General features: G+C 75.1%; 14 protein-coding genes and 1 riboswitch. Of the genes, 9 read left to right on the top strand and 5 right to left on the bottom strand.

Features of this window, described 5'->3' with window-relative positions:
* Positions 1–186 precede the first annotated feature (186 nt).
* Positions 187–329: riboswitch (SAM riboswitch) on the top strand.
* A 39-nt stretch (positions 330–368) separates the two neighbouring features.
* The 3 genes from ACFT5B_RS17835 (at position 369) to ACFT5B_RS17825 (ending at position 2,816) form a co-directional block, all read left to right on the top strand.
* Positions 369–1,814 (top strand): aminotransferase class V-fold PLP-dependent enzyme, encoded by a 1,446-nt coding sequence (locus tag ACFT5B_RS17835; protein WP_386800521.1) that lies wholly within the window; start codon positions 369–371, stop codon positions 1,812–1,814.
* A gap of 99 nt (positions 1,815–1,913) precedes the next feature.
* Positions 1,914–2,303, top strand: coding sequence for a VOC family protein (locus ACFT5B_RS17830; RefSeq protein WP_386800520.1), 390 nt, complete (start codon positions 1,914–1,916; stop codon positions 2,301–2,303).
* A gap of 9 nt (positions 2,304–2,312) precedes the next feature.
* Positions 2,313–2,816, top strand: a complete 504-nt coding sequence (locus ACFT5B_RS17825) for a DUF1990 family protein (RefSeq protein WP_386800519.1) — start codon at positions 2,313–2,315, stop codon at positions 2,814–2,816.
* Here the strand turns inward: ACFT5B_RS17825 and ACFT5B_RS17820 are convergent.
* A complete protein-coding gene (locus ACFT5B_RS17820; protein WP_386800518.1) occupies positions 2,800–3,486 on the bottom strand; it encodes a response regulator in 687 nt (228 codons plus the stop codon). The genes ACFT5B_RS17825 and ACFT5B_RS17820 overlap by 17 nt on opposite strands.
* 44 nt (positions 3,487–3,530) lie before the next feature.
* Here ACFT5B_RS17820 and ACFT5B_RS17815 point away from each other — a divergent pair, with 44 nt between their 5' ends.
* Both ACFT5B_RS17815 and ACFT5B_RS17810 read left to right on the top strand, forming a co-directional pair.
* Entirely contained in the window at positions 3,531–4,799 is a 1,269-nt protein-coding gene (locus ACFT5B_RS17815; protein ID WP_386800517.1) for a sensor histidine kinase, read from the top strand.
* Between the two features lie 4 nt (positions 4,800–4,803).
* The gene (locus ACFT5B_RS17810; protein WP_386800516.1) at positions 4,804–5,379 is read left to right on the top strand and encodes a GNAT family N-acetyltransferase; all 576 of its coding nucleotides are present in this window, start codon (positions 4,804–4,806) and stop codon (positions 5,377–5,379) included.
* A gap of 22 nt (positions 5,380–5,401) precedes the next feature.
* Here the strand turns inward: ACFT5B_RS17810 and ACFT5B_RS17805 are convergent, their stop codons facing one another.
* Positions 5,402–6,004 (bottom strand): pentapeptide repeat-containing protein, encoded by a 603-nt coding sequence (locus tag ACFT5B_RS17805; RefSeq protein ID WP_386800515.1) that lies wholly within the window; start codon positions 6,002–6,004, stop codon positions 5,402–5,404.
* A 95-nt stretch (positions 6,005–6,099) separates the two neighbouring features.
* On the opposite strand from ACFT5B_RS17805, the gene ACFT5B_RS17800 reads away from it, so the two are divergent.
* Positions 6,100–7,620 (top strand): ArnT family glycosyltransferase, encoded by a 1,521-nt coding sequence (locus tag ACFT5B_RS17800; RefSeq protein WP_386800514.1) that lies wholly within the window; start codon positions 6,100–6,102, stop codon positions 7,618–7,620.
* 128 nt (positions 7,621–7,748) lie between these two features.
* Positions 7,749–8,369, top strand: a complete 621-nt coding sequence (locus ACFT5B_RS17795) for a hypothetical protein (RefSeq protein ID WP_386800513.1) — start codon at positions 7,749–7,751, stop codon at positions 8,367–8,369.
* Here the strand turns inward: ACFT5B_RS17795 and ACFT5B_RS17790 are convergent.
* The 3 genes from ACFT5B_RS17790 to ACFT5B_RS17780 are packed head-to-tail and all read right to left on the bottom strand — an operon-like array spanning position 8,341 to position 12,076.
* Positions 8,341–9,291, bottom strand: coding sequence for a MaoC/PaaZ C-terminal domain-containing protein (locus ACFT5B_RS17790; protein ID WP_386800512.1), 951 nt, complete (start codon positions 9,289–9,291; stop codon positions 8,341–8,343). The two genes, ACFT5B_RS17795 and ACFT5B_RS17790, sit on opposite strands and share 29 nt — an antisense overlap.
* Positions 9,288–10,685: a 3-oxoacyl-ACP reductase gene (locus ACFT5B_RS17785; protein WP_386800511.1), complete on the bottom strand. Its 1,398-nt coding sequence runs from the start codon at positions 10,683–10,685 to the stop codon at positions 9,288–9,290. Before ACFT5B_RS17785 ends, ACFT5B_RS17790 begins: the two co-directional genes overlap by 4 nt.
* Before the next feature lie 35 nt (positions 10,686–10,720).
* Positions 10,721–12,076, bottom strand: a complete 1,356-nt coding sequence (locus ACFT5B_RS17780) for an acetyl-CoA C-acetyltransferase (RefSeq protein ID WP_386800510.1) — start codon at positions 12,074–12,076, stop codon at positions 10,721–10,723.
* Positions 12,077–12,149: 73 nt separating this feature from the next.
* On the opposite strand from ACFT5B_RS17780, the gene ACFT5B_RS17775 reads away from it, so the two are divergent.
* Together ACFT5B_RS17775 and ACFT5B_RS17770 are read left to right on the top strand one after the other, a co-directional pair.
* Positions 12,150–12,899 (top strand): TetR family transcriptional regulator, encoded by a 750-nt coding sequence (locus ACFT5B_RS17775; RefSeq protein WP_386800509.1) that lies wholly within the window; start codon positions 12,150–12,152, stop codon positions 12,897–12,899.
* The gene (locus ACFT5B_RS17770) at positions 12,896–15,031 is read left to right on the top strand and encodes an acyl-CoA dehydrogenase (RefSeq protein ID WP_386800508.1); all 2,136 of its coding nucleotides are present in this window, start codon (positions 12,896–12,898) and stop codon (positions 15,029–15,031) included. The genes ACFT5B_RS17775 and ACFT5B_RS17770 overlap by 4 nt, the downstream gene beginning before the upstream one ends.
* The last annotated feature ends 61 nt before the right edge of the window (positions 15,032–15,092 follow it).

Below are 15,092 nucleotides of genomic sequence, written 5' to 3'. Positions count from 1 at the left end.
GTACGTCTCGAGGCGCGCCCGAGGGATGACAGGTCCGCGGGTTGCTGCGGCGTCGTCGTGCCACGTCACTCGGCCGCTCCGGATGGACCCTGCGATCGTACGCGCGGCAGCCGCGCCGTCCCACATCACGAGACGTTACGCCCGCTCGTTGACACGGCTCGCGGCGCTCCCGGACCATGGGCACCAGGTCATGAGCGCCAGCGACCTCCACGCCCCGCGGGCGTGCGCGGACAAGCCCCGGCTCGCTGGCCGGCAACCCTCCCCTCGCGGCGGGGTGCCCCGGGTGACGACCAGGCCCACGCCGTGGCGGCGTCGGGCAAGCGCGGGGTAGGCCGTCCCGGCCGTGCCCCCTGACCGCTGGAGGCACCATGACGACCACCGACACCCTGACCTGTCCGACCGTGTCCACCGCCGGGCCGCTGCTGCCCGTCGTCGGCTCCGACACCCTCGTCCCGCTCGTCGACGGACGCAGCGTCGCCTACGCCAACCTCGACGTCGCCGCGTCGGCGCCCGCGCTGCGCTCGGTCGCGGACCGGGTCGCCGAGGTCCTGCCGCTCTACGCGAGCGTGCACCGCGGCGCCGGGTACCTGTCCCAGGTCTCGACCGCCCTCTACGAGGCCTCGCGCCAGGCGGTCGGCGCGTTCGTCGGGGCCCGCGAGGACGACGTCACGATCGTCGTGCGCAACACCACCGACGCGACCAACCTCCTCGCGGGCTGCGTGCCGGCCGCCGCGTCGGGTGCGCCGGGGCGGGTGCTCGTCCTCGACACCGAGCACCACGCGAACCTGCTCCCGTGGCGCGGCGAGGGCGCGGCCGGCGACGGCGCCGTCCGGGCGACCACGCTGGAGGCCGCGCCGACCGTCGCCGGGACCCTCGACGCGCTGCGTGCGGAGCTGGCGGACGCCGCCGCGGCCGGCGACCCGTACGCGCTCGTCGCGGTCACGGGAGCGTCCAACGTGACGGGCGAGTCGCTGCCGGTCGCGGCCGTCGTCGCCCTCGCGCACGACGCCGGCGCGCGCCTCTTCCTCGACGGCGCGCAGCTCGTCCCGCACCGCCGGTTCTCGCTCGCGGCGACGGGGGTCGACTACGTCGCGTTCTCCGGCCACAAGACGTACGCGCCCTACGGCGCGGGTGCGCTCGTCGGGCGCCGCGACTGGCTCCACACCGGCACGCCGTACCTCGCGGGCGGCGGCGCGGTCCGCAACGTCACCACCACCGACGTCGTCTGGCACCCCGCGCCCGCGCGGCACGAGGCCGGGTCGCCGAACGTCCTGGGAGCGGTTGCGCTCGCGGCGGCGTGCGGCGCCCTGGGCGAGGTCGACGACGCCGCGCTGCGCGAGCACGAGCGCGTGCTGCGCGACCGGCTCGTCACGGGCCTGGAGGCGATCCCCGGGGTGCGCGTCGTGCGGGTCTGGCAGGACGCCGCCGACCCGGTCGGCGTCGTGACGTTCTCGGTCGACGACCACGACCCGGGCCTCGTCGCCGCGTACCTCTCGGCCGAGCACGGCATCGGGGTCCGCGACGGCCGGTTCTGCGCCCACCCGCTGCTGCGCCGCCTCGGCCACGCCGCGGGCGCGATCCGCGCGAGCGTGGGCGTCGGCACCAGCGGCGAGGAGGTCGAGCGGCTGATCAGCGCGCTCGAGACGTTCGTGACCAAGGGGCCGACCGCGACGTACGCCGTCGTCGACGGGCTGTGGGTCGTCGAGGACGACCCCCGCCCGCTGCCCGAGGCATCGGGGCTGTCGGGGCTCGTCGCGACCGCGGCGGCCGGGTTCATCGCCGAGTCCGCGGGCTGCGGTCCCGCGCTCGACTGAGATCACCCGCCGCGGGGCTCCCGGTCCTCACCGGGGGCTCCTAGCCTGGGAGGAACGGCCGGACGGCCGAGGGTCGGTCGGCCCGCCGTGGAGGGCGCCATGCTCACCGACCACACCGCCATCCCGGTCCTCGCGGTCACCGACCTCGACCGGGCGCGCACCTTCTACGAGCACACCCTCGGGCTGCCCGACCCCGTGGTCGGCCCCGACGGCGTCGTCTACCGCACCCCGTCCGGCGGCTTCCTCGTCTACACGTCGTCGTTCGCGGGCACGAACAAGGCGACCGGGATCTCGTTCCAGATCGCGGCCGACGCCTTCGACACCGAGGTCGCGGCGCTCCGTACCGCGGGGGTCGAGCTCCTGACGTTCGACGTGCCCGAGGGGACCTGGGAGGACGGCGTCCTCGTCGACGGGGAGACCCGCGCCGCCTGGTTCACGGACCCGGACGGCAACATCCTCAACGTCGAGACCGGGATGTCCCTGGAGTAGCCTCCGAGCGTGCTGCCCGACCCCCGTGCCGCCTGGCCCGGCCCCGCGCTCGACCGCGCCCACCCGCTGCACGTGAGCGGCGTCGTCGGGCGGGGGCCCGAAGCGTTCGCGCGCGCGGCGGACGCGCTGGCGACCTGGCGCATGCACGACGGCGCGGGCGTGCGCGTGAGCGACCCGTCCGGGGGCGCCCCCGTCCGGGCGGCGGTGGGCGTGCGCGTGCGGGTCCGGCTCGGCCCGCTCCCGCTGGGCGGCACGTGCCTGGTCGTGGACGCCGGCCGCGACGACCGCGCGGCGTGGGTGCTCTACGCGACCGAGCCCGACCACGCCGAGGAGGGCACCGAGCGTTTCGCGGTCCTCCTCGACGACGACGGCGACGTCCGCGGGGACGTCGCCGCCTGGTCGCAGCCTCGTGCCTGGGCGCTGCGCGTGGCCGGACCGGCCGGGCGGATCGGGCAGCGCGTGATCGCCCGCCGGTACGTCAGCGCCCTGGCCGGGCTCAGCCGTCGGCCGTGACGAGGCCCAGCCGGTACGCGAGGACGACGGCCTGGACGCGGTCGCGCAGGTCCAGCTTGGTGAGGATCCGCGAGACGTAGGTCTTCACGGTCTCGCGGCTCACGACGAGCTCGTCGGCGATCTCCGCGTTCGACAGCCCGCGCGCGATCAGCGTGAGCGCCTCGAGCTCGCGCGGGGTCAGCGCGGCGAGGGCCGTGTCGTCCGTGCCCGCCGGGGCGGCTGGCTTGATGCGGGTCGCGTACCGACCGATCAGCTGCCGGGTCACGCTCGGTGCCAGCAACGACTCCCCGGCCGCGACCGTGCGGACGCCCTCGACGAGCTGGTCCGGCGTGGCGTCCTTGAGCAGGAACCCGCTCGCGCCCGCGCGCAACGCCTCGTACACGTTCTCGTCGGTGTGGAACGTCGTCACGACCAGCACCTTCGCGGGCGACGTGGCGTCCGGACCGGCCAGGAGCCGGGTCGCCTCGATCCCGTCGACCCCGGGCATGTGGACGTCCATCACGACGACGTCCGGCTCCAGCTCGCGTGCCAGCCGGACCGCGGCGGCGCCGTCGGCCGCCTCGCCGACGACGTCGAACCCGTACCCCGTGAAGATCGTGGCGTACCCGGCGCGGACCAGGGCCTGGTCGTCGCAGACGAGCACACGGACGGGACGGTCGGGGTCGGTCATGGACGCTCCCGGGTCGGGGCCGGCCACCTGAGTAGGGTGACCGCGTGAACGTGGGGGAGCGTACCGGAGGGCGGGTGCGTGGGGCCGTGGGCGTCCTGCGGGACCGGTGGCGGACCTGGCCCGTCACCGTGCGCGACGCGCCGCTCGCCCTCGCGCTCGCCGTCGCGGCGTACGTCCCGGGGGTCGCGCAGCAGGGCATCGCGTTCGCCGAGCTCCCCGAGCACCGGGCCGGCGCGCTGCGGGTGCTCCTCGTCCTGCTCCAGACGCTGCCGCTCGTGCTGCGGCGCACGCGGCCCGCGGCGAGCCTGGTCGTCGTCGGTGCCGCCTTCGCGGTCGACCAGACGATCGGGTACCCGCCGACCGTCGCCTCGCTCGGTCTCCTCGTCGCCCTGTACAGCGCGGGCGCGTACCGGGAGCGCCGCCGCACCGTGGTCGCGACGGCCGCGGCCGTCGCCTACGTGGCTCTCTGCGTCGTGGCTGACGGCCGCGGGTCGCCGGACCATCTCGTCGACTTCGTGTCGTTCGCGCTCGTCCTCGTGCTGTGCTGGGGCGCCGGGTCGTGGATGCGGTGGCGTGCGGCGGCCGAGACCGAGCGGCGCCGGCGCGAGGCAGCCGCGGCGGTCGTCGACGAGCGCGTCCGGCTCGCCCGCGAGCTGCACGACGTCGTGACGCACCACGTCACGGCCATGGTCGTGCAGGCGGACGCCACCCAGGTCCTGCTGCGGCCCGGCGCGCCCGACGACGCCCCCGTCCGCGACCGGGCGCGCGAGAGCCTCGTCGCGGTCAGCGGGACGGGCCGCCAGGCGCTCGCCGAGCTGCGGCAGCTGCTGGGCCTGCTCGACGCGGGCGACGCGAGCGGGACGGCCGGCGCCGGCGGCCCCGGGCTCGCCGGCCTCCGGGAGCTGGTCGAGACGGCGCGCCGCTCGGGCCAGGACGTCGAGCTAGTCGACGACGGCGCCGCGGGCCGGGCTGCCGGCACCCACCTCGGGCCCGCCGCAGAGCTGGCTCTCTACCGGGTCGTCCAGGAAGGGCTGACGAACGCCGTCAAGCACGCCGCGGGCTCGCGCACGACCGTCGAGCTGAGCGTCGGCGACGCCGGCGTCTCCGTGGCGGTGCGGTCCCACGGCCCCGCGGTCGGGTCGCCCCCGCCGGTGGCCGGGGGTGGCCGCGGCCTCGACGGCCTGCGCGACCGGGTGGCCGGGCTGGGCGGGGAGCTCAGCGCGGGTCCCGCGCCGGACGGCGGCTTCGTGGTGACGGCGCGCGTGCCCGTGGCGGACGGGCCGCCAATGACGGGACCCGGCATGGTGGGATGACCCGGTGGACCACGACCTCACTCTCACCGGGCACGGGATCGAGCTCCGGCCGCTCAGGGCCCACGACGCGCCCGCGCTCCTCGCCCTCGTCGACGCCGCGGCGTGGCAGGGCTTCACGAGCCCGGTCCCGCAGGACGAGGACGCCGTGCGCGACTGGATCCACGCGTCGGTGACGGCGCCCGGGAAGGTGGTGTTCGCCGTCGTCGGGCAGGACGACCGGCAGTTCCGCGGGACGACGTCGTTCTACGACCTCGTCCCGGACCAGGGGCGCGTCGAGATCGGCGGCACCCTCTACGGGCGGTCGTGGTGGGGCGGGCCTACGAACCCCGCGGCGAAGCTGCTGCTCCTCACGCAGGCGTTCGACGTCTGGGGTCTCGCGCGGGTCGCGCTGCGCGCGGACTCCCGGAACGCGCGGTCGCTCGCGGCGATCGGGCGGCTCGGTGCCGTGCGCGAGGGCGTGCTGCGGTCGCACCGCGTGGCCGGCGACGGGACGAGGGGCGACACCGTCTACTTCTCGGTCCTCGCCGACGAGTGGCCCGCCGTCCGCGCGGGGCTCGAGGCTCGGCTCGCGCCCGCCTGACCTCGACGGGCGCGTGGTGGCGTCAGTCCTCGACGACGAGCCCCACGTGGTCGGCGAGCGCCGGCAGGAGGTCGAGCGCCTGCGGCCCCGTGATGCGGGCGCCGCGGAGCCCGGCCACGCCGCGCAGGACCCGCAGCGCGCCCGTCGCGAGCCCGGTGAGGTCGGCGCCCGTGAGCGTGGCACGGTCGATCACCAGCTCGCGGACCGCGACGTCGCGGAGCACGAGGCCCTTGGTCCGGGCGCCCGTGAGGTCGAGCTCGCCCACGGTGACGCCGTCGAGGGTGACGTCCGCGAGCCGCGCGTCACGCAGGTTGAGGTAGTCGACCTTGCCGCCCTGCACCGTGACCCGGCGCCAGTCGGCGTCGAAGGCCTGCACGCCGCCGAGGCGCGAGTCCCGCACGACCACGTCCAGCCAGTCGCCCGTCGTGACGTCGAGCGTCGTGGCGCTCACCGTGTCGAGCGTGGTGTCGCTGAGGCGGCCGCGGCGCAGGACGACCTCGTCGAGCCGGACGCCGCGCCACGTGCAGCCGTCGATCCGGGCGTCGGTGCCGTCCTGCCCGGTGAGGTCGTCTCCCTCGAGGGTGACGTCGTCGACGTAGGACTCGGGCTCCAGCACGAAGGGCATGACGGACAGGGTGGCACGCGGCGGTGACACCGGACGACGGTCGCCCCGGTCGACGACGCTGTCCCGGGGGCGGCCCCGGCGCTACGCTCGCGGTCGTGGCAGGGGAGGGGGCCGCGGCCCCCGCAGCGACGACCCGCACGACGCCGGAGCGACGTCGCGCCGGTGCGCGCGCCGTGCCGCCCGTCGCGTGGGGTCCGGTGCTGGTCGTGGTCGCGCTGCTGCTCGCGGCGCTCCTCGTCGACGCGGGGCGCTACGGGCCGCACCGCGACGAGCTGTACTTCGCGGAGGCCGGGCGCCACCTCGCCTGGGGCTATCCCGACCAACCGCCCCTGACCCCGGCGATCGCGCGGCTCGCGACGCTCGTCGCGCCCGGGTCGGTCGCCGCGCTGCACGTGCCGGCCGCGCTGGCGCTGGCGGGTGTCGTCGTGCTGGCGGGTCTGTCGGCGCGCGAGCTTGGCGGCGGGGTCGCCGCGCAGGTGCTGACCGTCGTCGCGACGGGGACCGGCGTCGTGACGGTCGTCCTCGGGCACATGCTCTCGACTGCGTCCGTCGATGCGTTCTTCTGGGCGGCCGTCGTGTACGCGGCGCTGGTGACGCTGCGGCGGGACCGCCCGAGGCTCTGGCTGGCCGTCGGGGCGGTCGCGGGCGTGGGTCTCGAGGACAAGAACACCGTCGTGTTCCTGCTGGGCGCGCTGCTCGCCGGCGTTGCGGTCGTCCCCGCGACCCGGCACCACCTGCGGTCGCCGTGGCTGTGGGCGGGCGGCGGGATCGCGCTCGTCCTGTGGCTGCCCAACCTGCTCTGGCAGGCCTCGCACGGCTGGCCGCAGCTGACCCTCGCGAGCGACATCAACGCCGAGTACGGCACGCTCGGCGAGCGCCTCGCGTTCGTCGGGCTGCTCGTGGTCCTCTTCAGCCCGGTCGTGGCCGCGATCTGGGTGTACGGGCTCGTCCGGCTCTGGCGGGTGCCGGCGCTCGCGACGGCCCGGCCGTTCGCGTGGGCGTTCGCCCTGCTCGTCGTGTTCTTCCTCGCCACCGGTGGCAAGGCCTACTACCTGACCGGGCTCGTGCCCGTGCTGGTCGCCGCCGGCTGCTGCGGGCTGGCCGAGCGCCGAAGCCGGCGCTCGCTCGTGGCGATGGGTGCCGTCGTCGCACTCGTGGCGATCCCGTTCTGGCCGGCGGGGCTCCCGATCCTGTCGCCTCACGCGTTCGGGGCGTCGTTCTACTCCGGGATCAACGAGGACCAGGCCGAGATGATCGGCTGGCCCGCCTTCGTGCGCACCGTCGACGACGCCGCCCGAGCGGCCGGGGCGACCGCCGTCGTCGCCGCGAACTACGGCGAGGCGGGGGCGCTGGACTGGTACGGGTCGTCCGTGCCCGTGTACTCGGGGCACAACGGCTACGCGGACTGGGGCCACCCGGAGGGCTCGACCGGGCCGTTCGTCCTGGTCGGCTACGACGTGGTCCCCGCTTGGGCGCAGGGCTGCCGGGTCGTCGCGCACGTCGACAACGGCGACGACGTCGACAACGAGGAGCAGGGCGGCGCGGTCCGGGTCTGCGAGCGGCCGGCCGGCTCGTGGGCGAGCGTCTGGCCGCAGGTCCGCCACCTCAGCGCGTGACGTCCCCGAGCCTCGGCGCCCTCGTCACGCAACCTTTGGGCCCGGTCGTGCGTGTACGCGGTATGGAGCCCTGCGGTCGGTCCCCTCGGTCCCGCTCGGGACGTCGCCTGGTACGTGCGTCGGTCCTGGTGACGGTCGGTGTGGCGTCGGGGCTCGTCCTGACCGGCTGTGCCTCCGGGCCCGGCGCGACGGTGGAACCGGCCGCGTCCTCAGCGGCGGCGGCCCCGGCGTCGTCCCCGGCCCCGGCACTCCCGTCGCCGACCTGGACGCGGACCGTCGGCGACAGCGACGACCTCCGGGCGCTCGCCCGCGTGGCGCACGCCGCGCACGACCTGGGGTACGCCTACACCGGCGAGGCGACGGTGCTCGTGCGGGTGCCCGCCGACCGCGAGGTGCCGGTCGACCGGACCGTCGGGCCGCTCTGGGTGCATTTCGAGCAGAGCAGGTTCACCGCGGCGTCGGTCGCCGCCCTCAAGCGGCAGGTCGGCGACACGTTCCGGGAGGCTGGCGACTCGGGCGAGAACGTGTCGGGCGGGTACGGCTACGAACCCGTGAATGACGTCGTCTACGTCGAGGGCGTGCTTCCGAAGGCGCTCACGGACGCGCAGCCCGACCCACGGCTGTTGCTCGTCCCGGGACCCGCGGCGCGGCTGGACGACGGGGTCAGCCCCACCCTCGACGGGGCCGCGGTCGGCGGCGACGACGCGGAGCCGTCGACCGTCAGCCCCGCGGGACGACCGAGCCCGTGAAGTGGGTCGCGCCCTTCCGTGCGTCCCAGCCCTCGTAGACCCAGCGGGCGCCGTCGGGCCGGACGGAGACGTCGACGACGCCCGGCAGGAGCACGGGCCGCGCGAACTCGACGGACCAGTCGTAGGCGTCGCCCCGCTCGCGAGCGACCCCGGCGAGGGCGCGCGAGGCGGTGTACATCCCGTGCGCGATGGCGCGCGGGAACCCGAGCGCCTTCGCGGACAGCGCCGACAGGTGGATCGGGTTCCGGTCACCCGAGACGGCGGCGTACCGGCGCCCGGTCGCGGCGTCGAGGGTCCACCGCCCAGTCGGCAGCGGGTGCTGACGCGAGTTGTCAGAACCTCGCGGGGGTATACCCCCGTGAGCTTCGGACAACTCGGCGGTGGCCGGGACCGTGACGTCCTTCGCGAGGTAGGTCGACACGCCGCGCCACGCGGGCGCGTCGTCGGCGGGGTCGGTGCGCACCTCGGTCACGAGGTCCACCTGCGCGCCCCGGCGGTGCGGCCGCAGGTCCTGCGCCCAGGCGCGCACCTCCAGCACGTCGCCGACGACGACGGGCCGCGCCACCCGCACCGTGTTGGCGAGGTGCACCATGCCGAGCAGGGGGAGCGGGAAGTCGTCGCGCGTCATGAGCGCCGTCGCGACGGGGAACGCGAGCACGTGGACGAAGCCGGCGGGCAGCACGTCGGACGCGGGCTCCCCGACCAGACGCCCGTACGACGCGAGCCGCTCGCGCAGCCCCACGTCCCCGGTGTCGACGCCCGCGACGCGCAGCGCGACGTCCGGCAGGACGGGCTCTCCGCGCGCCGGCCGCATCCGCGTGACCGACCCCGCGAGCCCGCGGGCGTAGAGCCCGCCGAGCCGGGGGACGGCGTCGAGCGTGACCGTCCTGCGGTCCGGGCCGCCCGGTGCGCCTGCGCTCACTGGCCCACCAGGTTCTGCCCGCACACGCGCACGACCTGACCGTTCACGCCGCCCGCGACGGGCGACGCGAGGAACGCGATGGTCTCCGCGACGTCGACGGGCAGGCCGCCCTGCTGGAGCGAGTCGAGGCGCCGGGCGACCTGCCGCGTGAGCGCGGGGATCTTCGCCGTCATCTCGGTCTCGATGAATCCGGGCGCGACCGCGTTGACGGTCCCGCCCGTGGGGGCGAGCAGCGGCCCGGTGGCTCGGACCATGCCGATCACGCCGGCCTTGGAGGCCGCGTAGTTCGTCTGGCCGCGGTTCCCCGCGATGCCCGACGTCGACGCGAGCGACACGATCCGCGCACCCTCGGCCAGCTTCCCGGAGGCGAGGAGCTGCTCGTTCATCCGCAGCTGCGCCGCGATGTTCACCGCGACCACGGAGTCCCACCGGTCGGGCGTCATGTTCGCGAGCAGCTTGTCGCGCGTGATCCCGGCGTTGTGCACGACGACGTCCAGGTGCCCGTGCCGCTCGAGCGCGTGCGCGAGCAGGCGGTCGCCCGCGTCGGGGGCGGTGATGTCGAGCTGGAGGGCGGTGCCGCGGACCTGGTTGGCGACCTTCGCGAGCGCGTCCCCGGCGGCGGGCACGTCGACGCAGACGACGGTCGCGCCGTCGCGCGCGAGCACCTTCGCGATCGCGGCCCCGATGCCGCGGGCGGCCCCGGTGACGACCGCGACCTTGCCGTCGAGGGGCTTCTCCCAGGCCCCGTCGGCACCGGGCAGCACGCCCGCGTCCGACGACACCGTGACGAGCTGCCCGTCGACGAACGCGCTCTTGCTCGACAGGAAGAAGCGCAGCAGCCCGGCGACCGACGGCCCGTCGAGCGTCGCGTCGCCCGCGAGGACGACGCCGTTCCCGGTCGCGCCCGCGCGCAGCTCCTTCGCGACGGACCGGAGCACCCCGTCGATCCCGACGCGGACCGCGGACAGCGCGGGACCGTCGTCGGGCGTGGCGGCGCGGGACACCGTGACGATGCGTCCGCTGGGCGCGATCCGGCGCAGTGTCGAGCCGAGCGCGAGCATCGGCCCGGACAGGTCCGTGGGCGTCTCGGCCTCCGTCAGCACCACGACGACGCCGGCCCAGCGGCCGCCGTCCTCGAGCTGGCTCGGGTGGCGGCGGACGTCGAGGCCCCAGCCGGTCAGGAGCCGGGCGACGGCGTCGGCGTCGGGGGACGTCGGTGCGGCGTCGGACGCGGGCGGCAGGCTGTCGCCACGGCCCAGCACGAGCACCGGCCCGGTCACGAGGGGCTGGCCGGGCTCGTAGCGGCGCAGCACCGCGGGCCGGGGGAGCCCGAGCTGCTTCGCGAGCTTCTTGGTGACGCCGCTGTTGACGAGGCGCAGATAGGTGTCGGTCACGGTGCTCCTTGTGTTCCTCGCGGCAGAATCGTCGGTCACGCGCTCTCGAGGATCGCGGTGGCGCCGAGGCCGCCAGCCGCGCAGACCGAGATCAGGGCACGGGCCGGCCTGCCGGTCTCCGCGGCTCGCTGGGACAGCATCTTCGCGGTGGTCGCGACGATGCGCCCGCCGGTCGCGGCGAACGGGTGGCCCGCCGCGAGCGACGAGCCGTGCACGTTGAGGACCGACCGGTCGACCTTGCCGAGCGGCGCGTCGAGGCCGAGGCGCTCGCGGCAGAACGTGTCGTCCTCCCATGCGGCGAGGATGGTCAGGACGGTCGACGCGAACGCCTCGTGGATCTCGACGAAGTCGAAGTCGCCGAGCGTCAGGCCGTTGCGGGCCAGCAGGCGCGGCACCGCGTACGCGGGGGCCATGAGCAGGCCCTCCGCGCCGTGGACGAAGTCGACGGCCGCGGTCTCGGCGTCGACGACCTTCGCGAGGACGGGGAGCGAGCGCTCCGCCGCCCACTCGCGGCTCGCGAGCAGGACGGTCGATGCGCCGTCGGTCAGGGGCGTCGAGTTGCCCGCGGTCATGCTCGGCTCGGAGCCTGCCAGCGTCTTGCCGTAGACCGGCTTAAGCTTCGCGAGCTTCTCCATGGAGCTGTCGGTGCGCAGGTTGTTGTCGCGCGACAGTCCGCGGAACGGGGTGACGAGGTCGTCGAAGAAACCGGCCTCGTAGGCGGCCGCGAGGTTCTGGTGGCTCGCGAGCGCGAGCTCGTCCTGGGCCTCGCGCGAGATGCCCCACTGCGCCGTCGTGATGGCCTGGTGCTCGCCCATCGACAGGCCGGTGCGCGGCTCGTCGGTGCTGGGCGGGTTCGGCTTGAGGTCCGCCGGGCGCAGCTTGGCGAACGCCTTGAGGCGCGCCTGCGTGGTCTTGGCGTGCTGCGCCTCGAGGAGGACGCGGCGCAGGCCCTCGCTCACCGCGATCGGCGCGTCGGACACGGTGTCGGTGCCGCCGGCGACCCCGGAGTCCTGCTGGCCGAGGCGGATCTTGTTCGCGACGGCGATGGTCGCCTCGAGGCCGGTCGCGCACGCCTGCTGGAGGTCGTAGGCGGGGGTCGCGGGGTCGAGCGACGAGCCGAGGACGGACTCGCGCACGAGGTTGAAGTCGCGCGAGTGCTTGAGGACGGCGCCACCGACGACCTCGCCGAGGCGCTCGCCCTGCAGGCCGAAGCGGGCGACGAGCCCCTCGAGCGCCGCGGTGAACATCTCCTGGTTCGACGCCGACCGGTACGCCGAGCCGGCGCGGGCGAAGGGGATGCGGTTGCCGCCGACGATCACCGCGTCGCGGACAGCGGGTGCCGTCGCGGAGGTGCTGGTGGGCTGGGCCGGGGTGGTCTTGCGGGGTGACATCGGGGGTCCTCTCGCCTCGTTGCTCGGAATGCTCGGATGTCCAAGACTCACAGTACCTGATACTGTCAGTCTCGTGAGTGCAACGACGCAGTCCTCCTCGCTGGAGGCTCCCCACGAGCCCACACCGGATCAGGCGGCCGAGCCGGCCAGCACCGACGGCCGCTCCACCAGGTGGGACGACCACCGTGCCGCGCGACGAGCCGCGCTCGTCAACGCGACCCGCAAGGCGGTGCACCGCAAGGGCTCCGACGTCTCGATGGAAGAGATCGCCGCCTTCGCCGGTACCTCCAAGTCCATCATCTACCGCTACTTCGAGGACAAGGTAGGCCTGCAGATCGCGGTCGGCGCGCAGGTCGTGGCCGAGATCCGCGACGCGCTCGACCAGGCCCTCCACTCGGCCGAGTCCCTGCGCGACGGCATCGCGGCCATGGTCGACACCTACCTCGCGATGATCGAGCACTCCCCGAACGTCTACTACTTCGTGACGCGCACGGGCTCGATCATCGGGTCCGACGCCGGGCCCCGCATCACGGGCGACGGGCGTCCGCCGCTCACGACGTTCATCGACGAGATCGACGAGCTCATGCGTGTGCCCGCGGTGCGCGAGCTCGGCCTCGACGAGGTCGCCGCGTCCGCCTGGGCGACCGGGCAGTCGTCGTTCGTCCGCGGCACGGGCGAGTGGTGGCTGGCGCGCCGCGGCCAGCCCGGCGTCCCCGACCGCGACGCGCTCGCCGAGCAGATCACGACCTGGCTGTGGGAGGGCGTGACCGCGGCGAGCCGCACCGCCTCCCGGCCGAAGTCCATCGCGAAGGAGTCCCGATGACCGCCACCGACGTGCGTCCCGCCGCCGTTCCCCCCGAGGAGCCCGTCGTCCCGGCGCCGGAGACCGAGCAGGTCCCCGCGCTCGACGCCGGCGCCCCCGAGTCGGGTCGCGTCGACGTCGACGCGCTGTCCCGACTGCTGCTCGGGCAGTGGGCCGACATCCGCACGAAGTCGCGCGCCGCCGCGACCGACGAGCGGATCGTCCGCGACGACAGCCTCCCGCTCGAGGGCCAGCGCGAGCGGGTCTTCGGCCAGCTCAAGCTGCTCGTCGAAGGTGGCCACGTGCTCCGCGCGTTCCCCGCGCGCCTCGGCGGCGAGGACTCGCCCGGTGGCAACATCGCGGGCTTCGAGGAGCTCGCGGTCGCGGACCTGTCGCTCCAGATCAAGTCGGGCGTCCAGTGGGGCCTGTTCGGCGCCGCGATCCTGCACCTCGGCACGCCCGAGCAGCAGGACCGCCTGCTCCCGGGCGCGATGAACCTGGCCGTGCCCGGCGCGTTCGCGATGACGGAGATCGGCCACGGCTCCGACGTGGCGTCCGTCGGGACGACCGCCACCTACGACCCCGAGACCGGCGAGTTCGACCTCCACACCCCGTTCCGCGGGGCGTGGAAGGAGTTCCTCGGCAACGCGGGCCGCGACGGCGTCGCCGCCGTCGTCTTCGCGCAGCTCGTGAGCAAGGGCGTGAACCACGGCGTGCACGCGTTCTACGTGCCCATCCGCGAGGTCGGGCCCGACGGGCGCGCGGCCGGGTTCCTGCCCGGCGTCGGCGGCGAGGACGACGGCCTCAAGGGCGGGCTCAACGGCATCGACAACGGCCGCCTGCACTTCACGCACGTGCGGGTCCCGCGCGAGAACCTCCTCGCGCGCTACGGCCAGGTCGCCGAGGACGGCAGCTACACGTCCTCGATCCAGAGCCCGGGCCGCCGGTTCTTCACCATGCTCGGCTCGCTCGTCCAGGGGCGCGTGTCGCTCGACGGCGCGTCCGGCGTGGTCTCCAAGATGGCCCTCGCGATCGCCGTCCGGTATGCGAACGAGCGCCGCCAGTTCGCGGGCGCGGGCCTCGACGAGGTCGTCCTGCTCGACTACGGCCGCCACCAGCGCCGGCTGATCCCGCGGATCGCCGAGACGTATGCGATGAGCTTCGCGCACGAGGAGCTGCTCGCCCTGTTCGACGACGTCTTCTCGGGCCGCAAGGACACCCCGGAGACGCGCGAGGACCTCGAGACCATGGCCGCCGCCCTCAAGGCGACGTCCACCTGGTTCACGATGGACACGCTCCTCGAGGCGCGTGAGGCCTGCGGCGGCGCCGGCTTCATCGCGAAGAACCGGCTCACCCAGCTGCGCGCCGACTTCGACGTCTACACGACGTTCGAGGGCGACAACACCGTCCTCCTGCAGCTCGTCGGCAAGCGGCTCCTCGGCGACTACGCGAAGCAGTTCAAGGGCGCGAGCGCGGGCGACATCGCGAAGCTCGTCGCGGCCCGCGCCGCCGACTCGGCGCTGCACGGCAGCGGCCTGAACCGCGCGGTCCAGGCGATCTCCGACGCCGGCTCCGCGCGTCGGGCCGCTGGGCACCTGCGGTCCGAGGAGACGCAGCGCGAGCTCCTCGCCGACCGCGTCCACGTCGCCGTCGCCGAGCTCGGCGCCGCGCTCCGGCCGGCGTCGAAGCTCGACCCGCAGGCCGCGTTCGACCTGTTCAACGAGCACCAGCACGAGCTCGTCGAGGTCTCGCGCGCGTACGGCCACCTGCTCAAGTGGGAGGCGTTCACCCGCGCGCTCGCGAGCGTCGAGGACGCCGGCACCCGCCAGGTCCTCACCTGGGTCCGCGACGCCTACGGGCTGTCGCTCGTCGAGCGCGAGATCGGCTGGTACGTCGTCAACGGGCGCCTCTCCGCGCAGCGCGCGCGGACCGTGACGGGCTACCTCGACCGCCTCGTCCGCCGGCTGCGCCCGCACGTGCAGGACCTCGTCGACGCGTTCGGCTACGGCCCCGCGCACCTGCGCGCCGAGATCGCGACCGGCATCGAGAAGGAGCGGCAGGACGAGGCGCGCGCCTACTACCGCGAGGAGCGTGCGACCGGCCGGGCGCCGATCAGCGAGAAGGCGCTGCAGAAGGCGTCGAAGAACCGCTGAGACGCCGACCCCGCGCGCGAGGTAGCGCTTCTCGCCCGAGGTAGCACGGACTCCGCGCTAC

It is taken from the genome of Luteimicrobium sp. NPDC057192 (assembly GCF_042670205.1).
In the GTDB taxonomy this organism is placed as follows: domain Bacteria; phylum Actinomycetota; class Actinomycetes; order Actinomycetales; family Cellulomonadaceae; genus Luteimicrobium.
Note: the sequence above shows the minus strand (reverse complement) of the source record. Positions and strands in the feature narration are given on the sequence as shown.